Source organism: Bradyrhizobium zhanjiangense, assembly GCF_004114935.1.
Classification (GTDB): Bacteria; Pseudomonadota; Alphaproteobacteria; order Rhizobiales; family Xanthobacteraceae; genus Bradyrhizobium; species Bradyrhizobium zhanjiangense.
The window spans coordinates 3,294,415-3,308,579 of record NZ_CP022221.1; the positions used below are offsets into that span (position 1 = coordinate 3,294,415).

12 protein-coding genes are annotated in these 14,165 nt (G+C 63.5%); 8 read left to right on the forward strand and 4 right to left on the reverse strand.

Annotation, left to right across the window (positions count from 1 at the left end; genetic code table 11):
• Positions 1-116: 116 nt before the first annotated feature.
• Complete coding sequence (locus tag XH85_RS15425; protein ID WP_128932474.1) at positions 117-1,298, reverse strand: ABC transporter substrate-binding protein; 1,182 nt, start codon at positions 1,296-1,298, stop codon at positions 117-119.
• A gap of 59 nt (positions 1,299-1,357) precedes the next feature.
• Between XH85_RS15425 and XH85_RS15430 the strand changes: the two genes are divergently transcribed.
• Positions 1,358-1,927, forward strand: coding sequence for a DUF3280 domain-containing protein (locus XH85_RS15430; protein WP_128932475.1), 570 nt, complete (start codon positions 1,358-1,360; stop codon positions 1,925-1,927).
• 161 nt (positions 1,928-2,088) lie between these two features.
• Here the strand turns inward: XH85_RS15430 and fghA are convergent, their stop codons facing one another.
• Entirely contained in the window at positions 2,089-2,934 is an 846-nt protein-coding gene (fghA, locus tag XH85_RS15435) for an S-formylglutathione hydrolase (protein ID WP_128932476.1), read from the reverse strand.
• Positions 2,935-3,004: 70 nt separating this feature from the next.
• Entirely contained in the window at positions 3,005-3,625 is a 621-nt protein-coding gene (locus tag XH85_RS15440) for a response regulator (RefSeq protein ID WP_128939281.1), read from the reverse strand.
• Between the two features lie 192 nt (positions 3,626-3,817).
• On the opposite strand from XH85_RS15440, the gene XH85_RS15445 reads away from it, so the two are divergent.
• The 4 genes from XH85_RS15445 (at position 3,818) to XH85_RS15455 (ending at position 8,616) form a co-directional block, all read left to right on the forward strand.
• Positions 3,818-5,176, forward strand: coding sequence for a histidine kinase (locus XH85_RS15445; protein WP_128932478.1), 1,359 nt, complete (start codon positions 3,818-3,820; stop codon positions 5,174-5,176).
• Between the two features lie 163 nt (positions 5,177-5,339).
• A complete protein-coding gene (locus tag XH85_RS15450) occupies positions 5,340-7,811 on the forward strand; it encodes a TonB-dependent receptor (protein ID WP_208758127.1) in 2,472 nt (823 codons plus the stop codon).
• A gap of 168 nt (positions 7,812-7,979) precedes the next feature.
• The gene (locus XH85_RS45080; RefSeq protein ID WP_164940780.1) at positions 7,980-8,147 is read left to right on the forward strand and encodes a hypothetical protein; all 168 of its coding nucleotides are present in this window, start codon (positions 7,980-7,982) and stop codon (positions 8,145-8,147) included.
• A 61-nt stretch (positions 8,148-8,208) separates the two neighbouring features.
• Entirely contained in the window at positions 8,209-8,616 is a 408-nt protein-coding gene (locus XH85_RS15455) for a hypothetical protein (protein WP_128939278.1), read from the forward strand.
• 138 nt (positions 8,617-8,754) lie between these two features.
• Here XH85_RS15455 and XH85_RS15460 read toward each other — a convergent pair whose 3' ends face one another.
• The gene (locus XH85_RS15460) at positions 8,755-10,221 is read right to left on the reverse strand and encodes a sulfatase-like hydrolase/transferase (RefSeq protein WP_128932480.1); all 1,467 of its coding nucleotides are present in this window, start codon (positions 10,219-10,221) and stop codon (positions 8,755-8,757) included.
• Positions 10,222-10,439: 218 nt separating this feature from the next.
• Here XH85_RS15460 and XH85_RS15465 point away from each other — a divergent pair, with 218 nt between their 5' ends.
• The 3 genes from XH85_RS15465 (at position 10,440) to XH85_RS15475 (ending at position 14,147) form a co-directional block, all read left to right on the forward strand.
• Entirely contained in the window at positions 10,440-11,903 is a 1,464-nt protein-coding gene (locus tag XH85_RS15465) for a GH1 family beta-glucosidase (RefSeq protein WP_128932481.1), read from the forward strand.
• A 234-nt stretch (positions 11,904-12,137) separates the two neighbouring features.
• Positions 12,138-13,370, forward strand: coding sequence for an acetyl-CoA C-acetyltransferase (locus tag XH85_RS15470; protein ID WP_128932482.1), 1,233 nt, complete (start codon positions 12,138-12,140; stop codon positions 13,368-13,370).
• A 474-nt stretch (positions 13,371-13,844) separates the two neighbouring features.
• Positions 13,845-14,147 (forward strand): HU family DNA-binding protein, encoded by a 303-nt coding sequence (locus tag XH85_RS15475; protein ID WP_084805933.1) that lies wholly within the window; start codon positions 13,845-13,847, stop codon positions 14,145-14,147.
• Positions 14,148-14,165: the final 18 nt, after the last annotated feature.

A 14,165-nucleotide genomic window follows, 5' to 3' on the forward strand; every position in this document is an offset into this window, starting at 1 on the left:
CTCGCTCCGCTTGGGGAGTCTTCTTCGCGGAGACACCCTCTCCCCAACCCTCCCCCGCAAGCGAGGGAGGGGGCGCAGTGTCGTCGCGGTGGCAGCTTGACCTCATCTCACGATTCTCATTTCAACTTGCATTTGCTCTCCGGGCGATCATAGCCGAGCGTGTCGAGCTCGGAGACCTGGTGCAGGAAACCCTCTTGCGGCGACACCGACACCACCATGCGGCCGTCGACCAGCAGGATCGGCTGGCGAAGCTGGAGATTCCAGTCGCGCAGGGTGAGCCGCGTCCCCTTGAAGGCGGCGATCGAGAAATCCGGGCCCTTGATGAAGTCGGTGACCTTCTTGACGTCGCCGGAATTGGTGCGCGAGGTGGCTTCGCCGATCATGCGCACCGCGGTCCAGGCCTGCATGTCGAGCGCTGTCATGCGCCGCGAATTCAGCTTGACGAAGCGGTTCTGCATCTGGATCGCGCCCCACTGGTCCTGCGCGGCATCCCAGCTGCGCGGCACGAGGCCGGCCGAGCCCGCGACGGGACGGGGATCCCAGGTGCGATAGGGCAGATACGCGCCGAACACCTCGCTCTCGTCGGCGACAACGAGCACGTCGTACGCCGGGGCCTGCTGCGTGAACACCGGCATCTGGCGCTGGATCAGCGTCACGCCGGAATCAGTCCGGCGCGCGCCGCCTTTGTCCTCGAAGGTGCGCTCCTGCACGATCTTGGCGCCGAACCGCGTTGCGGTGCGCCGGAGCGCATCGGCGAACAGCTTGTCCTCGTCATGCGAGCCGACCACGAGCAGCCAGCGTTTCCACTGCTTCCACACCAGATATTGCCCGAGCGCATCCGCCAGCATCGCGCGCGTCGGCGCGGTGTGGATGACATTGGCGCGGCAATCGGCCTCGCGCAGCCGCTCGTCGATTGCGCCGACGTTGAACAGCAGCGTGCCGCGCTCCCGCAGCGCATCCGAGACTTTCAGCAGCGCATCGGCTGGCAGGTCGGCGATGACGAAGCCGTTCTTCTCGGCGAGCGCGGTCGCGGCCCGGACCGGATCCTCACCTTCCTTGATGCGGCGCTCCTCCAGCGTAAAGCGCTGGCCCAGGAATTTTCCGGTGGTGTTGTTGTCTTCGATGGCGAGACGGGCGCCGGCGAAGCCGTCATTCTCCGCGGGCTGCTCGACCAGCGACAGCGTTGATCTGGTGCCGGCGACGCCGAGATAGCCGACGCCGATCGTAACAGGGTCCGCCGCGAGCACGCTCGTCGCGGCAACACCCAAGCCGATCAGGCCGACCAACCATCGGATCATGTTTCCTCCGGACGATCTCTCCGGCTTGACCGCCGTTGGAGAATTGTCTCTGCTAAAGCATGACCAATTTGTCAGGGCATGCAACCCCGCATTTCGTCCTCGCGCGTATGGGGACTGGAATCACGATCGTGCGAGCGCTGATATGTCTCGCCGCTTTGCTATTGACCGGATCGGTCGCGCTCGCCGACCCGCCGAAACTGGCGGTGTTCGATTTCGAGCTGATCGACACCAGCCTGCCTGGCGAGTTCTACGGCTCAAGGCCCGAGCTGGCGCGGCTGGAGCGCATCAGCGAGCAGCTGCGCAAGGAGCTGGCTGATTCAGGCAGGTTCCAGGTGCTCGACATCGCCCCAATCAGGGATGCCGCCCGTCACGCGAACTTACAGGCTTGCGGCGGCTGCGACCTCAAGCTGGCCGGGCAGCTCGGCGCCGAGCTGGAGATCACCGGGCTCGTGCAGAAGGTCTCGAACCTGATCATCAACCTGAACATCTATCTGCGCGACGTGAAGACCGGCACCATGATCACGGTCGCCAGCGCCGACATGCGCGGCAACAGCGATGAATCTTGGACGCGAACGATGAGCTATCTGATCCGCAACCGCTTGCTGGCCCCGAATTACGGGCGGCCGTGAGGTCTTCGCCTCTCCCCGCCTGCGGGGAGAGGCCGGAATTTGCGAAAGCAAATTCCGGGTGAGGGGGAGTCTCCGCGGCTCCAACTGTTACTGTTTTCGCGGAGGCGGCCCCTCACCCCAACCCTCCCCCCGTAAGAACGGGGAGAGGGAGAGCAGAAAGCTCACCCCTTCAATCTCTCCGCATGCCAGTGCAGGTGATCGCTCATGAAGGTCGAGATGAAATAGTAGCTGTGGTCGTAGCCCGCCTGGCGCCGCAGCGTCAGCGGGATGCTCGCCTTGGTGCAGGCGGCTTCAAGCAACTCCGGCTTGAGCTGTTCTTTCAGGAAATTGTCGGCCTCACCGACGTCGACCAGGAAGCCGGAGAATTTCGCGCCGTCTTCGATCAGTGCCACCGTGTCGTGGTTGCGCCAGGTGTCCTTGTTGGGCCCGAGATAACCGGTCAGCGCCTTGATGCCCCAGGGCACGAGCGAGGGCGCCACGATCGGGGCGAAGGCGCTTGCCGCGCGGTAGCGGTGCGGATTGCGCAGCGCCACCGTCAGCGCGCCGTGGCCGCCCATCGAATGGCCCATCACCGATTGCCGCTTGGCATCGACCGGAAAATTCTCCGGCACCAGCTTCGGCAGCTCGTCGGTGACGTAGCTCCACATGCGATAGTTGCGCGCAAACGGCTCTCGCGTCGCGTCGACGTAGAAGCCGGCGCCGAGGCCGAAATCATAGGCGTTGTTGGCATCCCCAGGTACGTCGGGCCCGCGCGGTGAGGTGTCGGGCGCGACGAAGATCAGGCCGAGCTCGGCGCAGGTTTTGCGGAATTCGCCCTTCTCGGTGACGTTGGCATGCGTGCAGGTGAGCCCGGAGAGGTACCAGACCACGGGCAGCTTGGCGCCGTCCGCATGCGGGGGGACGTAGACCGAGAACACCATGTCGGTTCCGGTCGCCTGGCTCGCATGGCGGTATACGCCCTGCACGCCGCCATAGGATTTGTTCGTCGAGACAGTCTGAATCGTCATGCCCAAAAGCTCCGTGGCATCTCACCACATCAAGATTGCAACGCTTGTGTGACCGAAATTTGTGGCGATGTCAGGCAACGCCGCTGTCGATCGCCAGCCGCACCAGCTCGACCGAGGTCTTCACGCCGAGCTTCTGTCGCATGATCGAGGAGGTGTTGGCCACCGTCTTGTAGGACGATTGCACCAGCCAGGCGATCTCCGACAGGCTTTTTCCGGCGCTGAGCAGCCGCAGGATCTCCATCTCGCGCGCGTTCAGCTTCGAGAGCGGGCTTTGCGCCAGCGTCGGTCCCGCAAAGGCAATGCTGCGCGCGATCGCGCTCGGCAGATAGGTGCCGCCGCTTCCGACAGCGCGGATCGCCTCGACGAGATCGTCGGGGTCGCCGGTCTTGGAGACGTAGCCCTTGGCGCCGCATTCGATCGCGCGCGCGGCGAAGGCCGGATCGTCGTTCATGCTGAACATGATGATGCGGGCCTCGGGCGCGCGCTCGAGGATGCGGCGCGCGAGCTCGAAGCCGGAGACGGTCGGTAGGTTGATGTCGATGATGCAGAGGTCAGGGCGCTCGACGATGAAGACGCACTCGCCGTCTTCGGCGTCGGCGGCCTCCAAGATCTCGATCTCGCCCTCGTCGGCCAGCACGGCACGGCAGCCGGAGGCGACGATGGGATGATCGTCGACGATCAGAATGCGCATAGGCGTTCCCCGCGACAGCCGCGGCCTGTTCTGCGCCGCATGAAGCCGACTAGGCAAGACGCGCGTCTTATGTCGCCTCATGCAACCCGGCCGGGATTGCTGTACGCTTCCGATTAGATATCCGCCGCTTCGCCTCTGTCAACGTCATCGGACAGGCGCGGGCAAAACCTTCGCGGGGCACGAGCGATACCAATGTGGCAAAACCTATCTTTGCGCGGGCGCATCAACCTGTTGCTGGCGCTGCTGCTGGCACTCGGGCTCGCCGTCAATATCGTCCGCCAGGTTGCGGAGGCGGGGCCGCGCGTGCAGGCCGAGGACCAGAGCGTGATCCGGCTCGCGCGCGAGTTCATCGAGATGATCGTTGCCGATCTCAACGAGGCGCCCGATCCGGATGCGAGATTGAACCAGATTGCGCGCGATCTCAGCCGTCTCCGCCATGTCAGCATCGCGCTACGGGATGCCGGCGGAAATCCGCTGACGCCGCCCCGGCCTGATGTCGACGCCGACACGCGCGGGCCGCCGGCCTGGTTCGTCAGCCTGGTTCATCCCGAGCAGACCGCGGTCAGCGTGCCCGTCTCGATCCATGGCAAGCCCGGCTCGCTCGTGATCACCTCGCATCCGAACGACGAAATGGCCGAAATCTGGGACAGCATCGTGACCCAGCTCGAGGTCGGCTCGGTCATCGCGGTCGTGCTGTTCCTGGTGATGATGAATGTGGTCGGCCGGGCCCTGGTGCCGCTCCAGTCGTTGGCCGAGACGATGGCCGAGATCGAGGGCGGGCATTATGACGCGCGGGTCACGCCGGGCGGCGCGCCCGAGCTCGCCGCGATCTGCGGCAAGCTCAATCATCTCGCAGCAGCGCTCGGCGAGGCGGTCGAGGATAAGCGGCGCCTTGCCGGGCGTGCGGTGTCGCTCCAGGACGTCGAGCGCAAGGAGATCGCGCGCGAGCTGCATGACGAGTTCGGGCCGTATCTGTTCTCGCTGCGCGCCCATGCCAGCGCGCTGGCGAAGCTGGCGGACGGTCGTGCGCCGAGTGCGGAGGCCGTCCGCAAGCACGGCAGCGCCTTGCTGGAGCAGATCAATGCGCTCCAGCAGTTCACCCGCCGCGTGCTGGAGCGACTGCGGCCCGTCGGCCTCGCCGAGCTTGGCCTGCGCCAGGCGCTCGAATCGCTGTCGCGGCTATGGCGGGAGTCGCATCCCGAGGTCACGATCGAGACCTCGATTTCGCCTGCGCTGGGCGCGACCGGCGAGACCGCCGACCTCACCATCTACCGCATCGTGCAGGAGGCGCTCACCAACGTGTTCCGCCATGCCGGCGCGACCTCGGTCAACGTCATCATTGAACCGGCGGTGCTGGCGACGCGCGACGGCCGCGTCTGCGCCCGGGTGAGGGTCAGCGACAATGGCCGCGGCATGGAGCCGGGTCAGAAGCTCGGTTTCGGCCTCGTCGGCATGCGCGAGCGGATCCTGGCGCTGGGCGGCACGCTCAATGTCGTCTCCGGCGAGAGCGGTTTGACCGTCGAGGCGTTGGTTCCGACGGCGGCGGCCTGATCGCGCCCGAGATCATCGGGAAGAATTCCCGATTTGGTCGGGAAAACGGGTGCGGATATCTCCCGACCTTTTGTGGCTGGCGCGCCCACTGCCGCTGATTACACTTGTCTCGACCAAACGGCGAAAATCAAAACAGCCGGTGGTCACGGATGGGAAGGCGGGGATGGGCAAGGGTCTTTCGTTCAAGCGTCGTTTGTTGATGGCCTCGGTGTCGACGGGGCTGATATCGGGTTTGGTCTTTGCAGGCCCTGCCGGGGCGGCGCAGGACGATGAGACCAACGTTCAGAACCTGCCGCCGGTCGAGGTGACCGCACCACCGCCATCGACGGCGAGGCGCACTGCGCCGTCGCGACCGGTCGCCCGCGTGGGCGCCCCGTCGTCCGCGAGCCCCAGGACACGCATTTACGTCTATCCGACCGCGCCGGGCACCGGCCGGGGTCTCGATGTCGACAAGGTCCCGTCGGCGATCAATGCCGTCGATGCCAGCCAGATCAAGCGCACCGGTTCGCTCAACGTCACCGATGCGCTGCGCGACAACATCGCCGGCGTCAACATCAGCGAAGTCACCGGCAATCCGTTTCAGCCCGATGTCGAATTCCGCGGTTTCGTCGCTTCGCCCGTGACCGGCACGCCGCAAGGCCTCGCCGTGTACCAAAACGGCGTCCGCATCAACGAAGCCTTCTCCGACGCCGTCAATTGGGACCTGATCCCAACCGCCGCGATCAGGTCGGTGACGCTGGTGACCAACAATCCCGCCTTCGGCCTCAACGCGCTGGGCGGCGCCATCAACCTGCAAATGAAGGACGGTTTCACCTATCGGGGTGCGGAGCTCAATGTCATGGGCGGCTCGTTCGGCCGCATCCAGGGCTCAGCACAATGGGGCAAGCAGGTCGACAAGAATTTTGGCGTCTATGCCGCGCTCGAAGGCCTGCACGACAACGGTTTCCGCAATTTCTCCCGATCGGACGTGCGGCGCTTCTACGGCGATGTCGGCTACAAGGCTGGCGACAGTGAATTCCACGCCAACATGGGCGTCGCCAAGAACGATTTCGGCGCCAGCGCCACCGTTCCGGCCGAGCTGCTCGACAAATATTGGGGCGCGACCTACACCACACCGCAGACCACGAGCAATCGCGTCGGCTATCTCAACCTCACCGGCAAGGTCGATGCGACGCCGACCTGGACGCTCGAAGGCACCGCCCATGTGCGCCGCTACGAGCAGAAGCTCGTCGATGGCAATCCGACCGATGTGCAGGAATGTGCCATTGCAGGGCTGCTGTGCTTCGGCGACGATACGACGCCGGCGAACGGCACGAACGGTCTTCAGCTCGCCGATCCCTTTGCCTCGGGAACCTTCCTCGGCGAGATCGACCGGAGCACGATAAGGTCGACCACCCTCGGCGTGTCGGGACAGGCCACCAACACCGATCAACTGTTCGGCCACGACAACCGCTTCGTGATGGGCGCAACCTATGACGCCAGTGTCACGCGCTATACTGCGACCGCCGAGATCGGCTCGATCGGAGAAAACTACGTCGTCAGCGGCAGCGGCGTCTTCTTGGGAGCGACCGGCACGCCGGACCCGGTTGCCGGTCCGGTCTCGCTGCGGACCGTCAACCAGTATAACGGCATCTACGCGATGGATACGTTCAACGTCACGGACGCCTTCGCCATCACCGGCGGCGGCCGTTTCAACGTGGCGCGCATCACGCTGGAAGATCAGCTCGGGACCGACCTCAACGGCGATCACACCTTCACCCGGTTCAATCCGGTGGTTGGCGGCACCTACAAGATCACGCCCGAGCTGACCGCCTATGCCGGCTATTCCGAGGCCAACCGCGTGCCGACGCCGCTCGAGCTCGGTTGTGCCGATCCAGCCCGTCCCTGCTTGCTTGCGGCGTTTCTCGTCTCCGACCCGCCGCTGAAGCAGGTCGTGTCCAAGACAGTAGAAGCGGGCCTGCGCGGCACCAAGGAGCTGAACATCGGCACGCTCGGCTGGAAGATCGGCGGCTTCCGCGCCACCAACTATGACGACATTGTTGCGGTACCCGCCGTCGGGCGCACCGGCTTCGGCTATTTTTCCAATGTCGGCCGGACGCGCCGGCAGGGGTTCGAAGCCGAAGTCAACATCAAGTCTCCCACGCTCCAGTTTCAGGCGAGCTACGCCTTCCTCGACGCGCGCTTCCTTGATCCGCTGGAACTCGGCTCGGAGAGCCCGTTCAGGGATCCCGTCACCGAGACCATCCAGGTCTCGCCCGGCAACCAGATCCCCGCAATCCCGCGCCATCGCGTCAAGATCGGCGTCGACTACGCCGTGACCGACGTCTGGAAGGTTGGCGGCAACGCGCTGTTCGTCTCCAGCCAGTATCTGGTCGGCGACGAGTCGAACCAGTTCGCGAAGCTACCGTCCTACACGGTGTTCAATCTCCACACCTCCTATCAGGTCACGAAGAACGTCCAGCTCTACGGCCGCGTCGACAACGTCTTCGATAAGCGTTACGCGACCTACGGCCAGTTCTTCGACCGCGAAGCCTTTCCCAACTTCACCAATGGCGGCGCAGAGTTCACCGACCCGCGCTCGCTCAGCCCGGCACGGCCAAGGGCGTTCTATGCGGGCATGCGGGTGACGTTTTGAGTGTGACGAATTGCGCTACGGATATTTCGTCGGGCGCGCTCCGTTCCCTCTCCCACAACAGGAGGGAAGGAAAGACCTTTAACCGATCAGAAACCATAGAAAATGATCCGAAAATTTTAACGAAACTCCCCTGCCGTCTCTGCGTCGGTTCGTCGGAGGGCCCGTCTGATGACAGAGCACCAGTTGAAAGAGCAGGAATTCCGGATCGCGCGTTACAGGCGCCTGGAGCGGGAGGTGACAGATCCGCTCGCCGCGTGTCTGCTTCACAGCATCATCGAGGAGCTTGAAGCCGAGCTGCGCAAGGACAGACCGGATTGGCACGGGCCGCGCGATTAACGCTTTCTTAGCGCTAATGATGCGGACTATCCGCTTGGGAATACCAGGGGAGACGGCTCCCATGCTGAAGGACGGCACCTACGCGGCTTGGTACAAGACGCCGCTCGACCAGGGTACCGGCATCGTCCATGTCGCAGACGGACAGATCTGGGGCCGCGACAGCCTGATGACGTATCATGGCTCCTGTCAGGTCGATGGAGATCGCTTCACCGCCACGGTATCGACGAAGCGTCATACCGATGGACGCGCAACGGTGTTCGGCAACGATGATGAGTTGACGCTGACCATCGAAGGAAACTGCCCCGGCAAGATCGCGACCTACACGGCGACCGCCGTACAAGTCCCGGGAATGATCCTCCAGGGCACGCTCATCCTGACTGAAAAGCAGCCACCGGCACCTGAACGAACCGAGCAGATGCCGGCGTTCAATCCCGACAAGCTGCCGAAATTGCCGAAGCGCTCGCGCTGAGCGAGGAGAGGCATCGCGCTGGCCTCCGATACCCGGGTTGATAGCGGCAAGCGGCAGAGGGACAGCCTTGAGGGCGTGAAGCCACTTTACAGATCTTCGAGGACGAGAGCGACAGACATGCGCAATACCACTGCTCGGTCATTGCGCACTTCGACTGCTATCCGCGTCGTCTGTCGATGCTCGCTGTTGGTTGCGGGCGTCCCGCATCGGCAGAGGAGACGCTCGCCGGGGCTGGAGCCTGTACCAAGCCACTTGACCGGGCTCGAATTGGGCGCGGTCATGTCTCGACCAGAACGGCGGGGCATGGTCGCCGACCACCAGGATGTCGGCCGGCGCCACGGCTGGGTCGCGAGCTATCTTTGCGACGACGGCAAATACGTCGTGCCAAAGTTCGGCCATCCTGCAAACCTTGGGTCGACCGAAGACGCCGTCGGTCTCGCAATGAAAATCCGTCAGAGCTTGACCAGGCGCGACCGGAATATGGGTATTCAATGTGAGCCAATAGATGAAGCGTGGCTTGCCTTGCTTTCCCGCTTCGCGGGAGGCCGCGGAAATCACGGGCGCGAGATCTGCATCGCACGCGCCAGCGAAGGCGCTGCCGCATACGCGGCGGGTCGTTTTGACCAGCTCGTCGCGGAAGAGTTCCTGGTCGAAGCCGATTGTCGGATACCACTGCTCACGCTCGAACATACCTCCAGCGAAGCCGTGCACGGCGATGTTGCTATACCCTCGCGCGGCCAGCAGATCCGGCAGGCAGGTGTTGGTGTCATTCTGAACGTACTCTGTATAGAATGTGCGCGTATTACATAGTTCCCGCATCTCGCCCGATGTCGTCGAACCGAAATAGACCGTTTTTCCGGAGGTGATGGTGTAGTCCCTGGTCAGACTTTGATCATACAGGGGTTCTGCTATGCGCGTTCGGGCGTTCTGGTCCTTCAGGTAGCCCAAGCTCTCGACGATCACCAGGACGACGTTGTTTCCGTCGGCCCCTGCTGCCTGCCTAAAACCCGACACCTCCGCAGCGGATTGGATCGGCTCGTTGCGTCCCATCGTGGAGCCGAAATGGTAGTGTGGCGACGCGTTGCTGACATAGTCCATCACGCCGAACGCCTGTGCCAAGAAGAAGAGAACCGGTATGTTCGCATTTATAAGCATGGCGCGCGGCCTTAAGCATGCCAGGCTTAGGCCCGTGGTCATGACGAGTGTGACGATCAAAGCGAAATAAAGCGGTGAGGCGAAGAAATTGATGCGCCTCGCGTGGTCGACAGCTGCCATTAAGTCACTCAGCCCGATGCCGAACATGAGAGACAACGTTTGCACGATGTCGAAGGTGAGCACGGCAAGAAACAGCGCGACCGTGAGCATGAAGGGAATACGCCGCGCCAGGATGGCAATGCTGGCATAGAGAGCGATGGCGATGGTCCGCGGCGGCAAGCCGATATCGACCAATGAAGCCATCGTTGCGAGCGAGATTAGGTTTGGTATCAGCAGCCCGCCCGCGAGGAGCCGCACGTTGGGCGAATCGAGCGTGCCAAAGAACGTGGCCCACTTTTCGCGACCTTGCGCGGCCCGCCGCGGATTGGCGGCAATTGACGACGGAGGCATTTTCGCAACCAAAAAGGGACTGTTTTTTCTGAGTGCAGCCTATAGGCGAGACCTGAAGCTTAGATTAATTGCGCTGCGGAAAAGGCGTTGAATGAGTTAACTATGGGGAGGCGGCCCCGGCTTGCCGACTTTCCAGGACGTCGAAGCCGGACATAATGCCTGAGCGTCCGCGACGAAGCTCGGGCATCTGGCCCAAACCATCCCAGGAGGCAGCATCAATGTCGGACAAGGTCTCGCGTCGCCAATTCGCGAAAATCGCGGGGCTGTCCGCAGCCGGAATGGCAAATCCCGTTGGGGCCGTCGAGGTCAACCCGGCACCGCCGCCGCGCGCCGGCACCGGCTTTCCGGCAGGCTTTGTCTGGGGCACGGCGACCTCGTCCTATCAGGTCGAGGGCGCGGTCAACGAGGATGGGCGAGGGGCTTCGATCTGGGACAAGTTCGTGCGCATCCCCGGCAAGATCGAGGACGGCACTACCGGCGACCGCGCCAATGAGCATTATCACCGCTACAAGGAGGATATCGCGCTCATCAAGGAGCTCGGCTGCAAGGCCTATCGCTTTTCGGTCGCCTGGCCGCGGGTGTTTCCGGATGGCGATGGCAAGCCGAACCCGAAAGGGCTCGACTTCTACAACCGGCTCGTCGACGAGCTCCTCAAGAACGGCATCGAGCCGTGGCTGACGCTCTATCATTGGGACCTGCCGCAATCGCTCCAGGATCGCTTCGGCGGCTGGCGCTCGACCGAGACCTGCAAGATTTTCGGCGACTACGCGGCCTATGTCGCCGAGCATCTGACCGACCGGGTCAAGAACGTGTTCACGCTGAACGAGAGCGGCCGCTTCGTTTATTTCGGTTACGGCATTGGCATCGACGCGCCGGGTCTGACGCTGCCGCAGGCCGAGCTCAACCAGATCAGGCACAACAGCGCGCTCGCGCACGGGCTCGCGGTGCAGGCCGTGCGCGCCCATGGCCGCCACGGCACCAGGGTGGGACCGGCCGAGAACATCGATGCCTGCGCGCCCGCGATCGACACGCCGGAGAACGTCCGCGCCGCTGAGATCGCGCTACGCGAGATGAACGGCGGCTATCTCAACGTCATCATGACAGGGCAGTATACCGACGCCTTCCTGAAGTTCGCCGGGCCCAACGCGCCGAAATACATCGATGCGGAACTGAAGATCATCTCCTCGCCGGTTGATTTCCTCGGCCTCAACATCTACGCGCCGCAGAACTACGTGGTGGCTTCCGACCAGGGTGCCGGCTTCATGCCGCTGCCGATCCCGAAATCGTTCCCGCACATGAATTCGGACTGGCTGCGCGTCGGACCCGAGACGATCTATTGGGTGCCGAAGCTGGCTGCGAAGATCTGGAAGACGGACGCGATCTATATCAGCGAGAACGGCACCTCCGGCGACGACGTGGTGAGGCCCGACGGCAAGATCTACGACACCGACCGCATCATGTATCTGCGCAACTATCTCGCCCAGCTCCAGCGTGCCACCAGCGAGGGCGTGCCGGTGCGCGGCTACTTCCTCTGGAGTCTGATGGATAATTTCGAATGGGTGTACGGGCTGAACAAGCGCTTCGGCCTCTACCACGTCAATTTCGACACCCAGGTCCGCACCCCAAAGCTCAGCGCCAGCTTCTACCGCAACGTGATCGCGACCAACGCGGCGGGGGTGTGATCTCTTCGCGTCTCCCCGTTCTTACGGGGAGAGGGTCGGGGTGAGGGGCTCTACCCACGAGTCCATCTGCCACCGTCCTTGCTGAAGCTCCCCCTCACCTGGATTTTCCGCTGCGCGTAAAATCCAGCCTCTCGCCGCACGCGGGGAGAGGCGAGGCGAGCCACCACGCATTGACTCACCTGTCCCCCTGATTCACAACGCCTCTCAATACCCATCAACAAGAGGACAACGCCAATGGTTGACGCGCTGATCATCGATGCCTGCCGCACCCCACGCGGCATCGGCAAGGCCGGCAAGGGAGCGCTCTCGGGGATTCATCCGCAGCAGCTCGGCGCAACCGTGCTGCGCGCGCTCGCCGACCGCACCGGCATCGACACCGCCGATGTCGACGACATCGTCTGGGGCTGCAGCGCGCAGGTCGCAACGCAAAGCGGCGATCTCGGCCGGATGTCGGCGCTCGATGCCGGCTACGACGTGCGCGCGAGTGCCGTGACGCTCGACCGTTTCTGCGGCTCCGGCATCACCAGCGTCAGCATGGCCGCAAGCTCGATCATGGCGGGCGCCGAAGACCTCGTCATCGCCGGCGGCTGCGAGATGATGTCGATGGAGGGACGCCGTGGCGGCGGTCCGATGATGATGGACAACGGCAATCTGCGCCTGCGCGCGCGGCACCCGCAGTCGCATCAGGGCGTCTGTGCCGACGCGATCGCGACGCTGGAAGGCATCACGCGGCAGGACGTCGACGCGCTCGGCCTCGAAAGCCAGAAACGTGCCGCGCATGCGATGGCAAATGGTCACTTCAAGAAGAGCCTCGTGCCTGTCCACCGCGAGGACGGCAGCCTTGCGCTCGACCATGAAGAATATCCGCGGCCGCAGACCACGATGGAGGGCCTCAGCAGCCTGAAGCCGGCGTTCCCCGCCATCGCCGACTATGCGCTCGATGACAAGGGCACGACCTATCGCGGCCTGATCCTGCAAAAATATCCGGACCTGAAGATCGACTTCGTGCACCACGCCGGCAACTCGTCCGGCGTCGTCGACGGCGCCGCCGCGATCCTGCTGGCCTCGCCGGCCTACTCCAAGGCGCATGGCCTCAAGCCGCGCGCCCGCGTGGTGGCGATGGCCAACATGGGGGACTCGCCGACCCTGATGCTGAACGCGCCGGTACCGGCGACGCGCAAGGTGCTGGCGAAGGCGGGGCTGACCGTCGACGACATCGACCTGTTCGAGATCAATGAGGCCTTTGCTGTGGTTGCGGAAAAATACATCCGTGATCTCGAGCTCGACCGCGCCAAGGTCAACGTCAATGGCGGCTCGATCGCGCTCGGCCATCCCATCGGCGCGACCGGCTCGATCCTGATCGGCACCGTGCTCGACGAGCTCGAACGGCGCGACCTCAAGCGCGGTCTCGTCACCATGTGCGCGGCCGGCGGCATGGCGCCGGCGGTCATCATCGAGCGCATCTAGCTTCACTCTCTCTCACCTCTCCCCGCTTGCGGGGAGAGGTCGGATTGCATCGTCAGATGCAATCCGGGTGAGGGGGACTCTCCGTGCGTCCGGCTGTCACCTTGAGCGCGGAAGCAGCCCTCACCCCAACCCTCTCCCCGTAAGATCGGAGAGAGGGCGAGCAACTGCGATGGCGGCAATACACCAATCTAGCCCTTATTTTTCAGGGCGAATCGCGACCGGCCTCCGCCAAAGAGGCCGGTCGTCGCTTGTCGAAAGCATCGAATCAGCTTTAGCAAGGTGGCTTGCGGGCCTTTGAAACAAGGCAAAAACCGCTGCCTGAGGCTCCTTTCGCTCCGGAAGCAGCTAAAATGCAGGGTTTTTTGTCACAGGGGGCCAAAAAAGCCCGTAAAAACGCGATAAAACTGTGCAGAAGGCTATAGGCCTTCGCCGCTTGGTCTAATATGCAACCGGCAACGAATCAGAGGAGACACGATGCCAACCCAAATGTCCAAATCGCAGCTGATCGAAAAGATTGCGACCGCCACCGAGCTTTCCAAGCGTGACGTCAAGAGCGTCATGGAGACGCTGACCGACGTCGGTCACAAGGAGCTCAAGAAGAACGGCCTGTTCCTGGTGCCGGGCTTCGCCAAGTTCGTGGTCATCAAGAAGCCCGCCACCAAGGCGCGCAAGGGCACCAACCCGTTCACGGGTGAAGAGATGATGTTCAAGGCCAAGCCGGCCCGGAAGATCGTCCGCGCCCGCCCGGTCAAGGCTGCCAAGGACGCCGTGGCCTGACAACGCAAAGGCCCCCTC

Coding starts and splice junctions, on each gene's coding strand:
- XH85_RS15425 (WP_128932474.1), bottom strand. CDS start 1,298: ATGATCCGATGGTTGGTCGGCCTGATCGGCTTGGGTGTTGCCGCGACG.
- XH85_RS15450 (WP_208758127.1), top strand. CDS start 5,340: ATGGGCAAGGGTCTTTCGTTCAAGCGTCGTTTGTTGATGGCCTCGGTG.
- XH85_RS15445 (WP_128932478.1), top strand. CDS start 3,818: ATGTGGCAAAACCTATCTTTGCGCGGGCGCATCAACCTGTTGCTGGCG.
- XH85_RS15440 (WP_128939281.1), bottom strand. CDS start 3,625: ATGCGCATTCTGATCGTCGACGATCATCCCATCGTCGCCTCCGGCTGC.
- fghA (WP_128932476.1), bottom strand. CDS start 2,934: ATGACGATTCAGACTGTCTCGACGAACAAATCCTATGGCGGCGTGCAG.
- XH85_RS15455 (WP_128939278.1), top strand. CDS start 8,209: ATGCTGAAGGACGGCACCTACGCGGCTTGGTACAAGACGCCGCTCGAC.
- XH85_RS15460 (WP_128932480.1), bottom strand. CDS start 10,221: ATGCCTCCGTCGTCAATTGCCGCCAATCCGCGGCGGGCCGCGCAAGGT.
- XH85_RS15430 (WP_128932475.1), top strand. CDS start 1,358: ATGACCAATTTGTCAGGGCATGCAACCCCGCATTTCGTCCTCGCGCGT.
- XH85_RS45080 (WP_164940780.1), top strand. CDS start 7,980: ATGACAGAGCACCAGTTGAAAGAGCAGGAATTCCGGATCGCGCGTTAC.
- XH85_RS15470 (WP_128932482.1), top strand. CDS start 12,138: ATGGTTGACGCGCTGATCATCGATGCCTGCCGCACCCCACGCGGCATC.
- XH85_RS15475 (WP_084805933.1), top strand. CDS start 13,845: ATGCCAACCCAAATGTCCAAATCGCAGCTGATCGAAAAGATTGCGACC.
- XH85_RS15465 (WP_128932481.1), top strand. CDS start 10,440: ATGTCGGACAAGGTCTCGCGTCGCCAATTCGCGAAAATCGCGGGGCTG.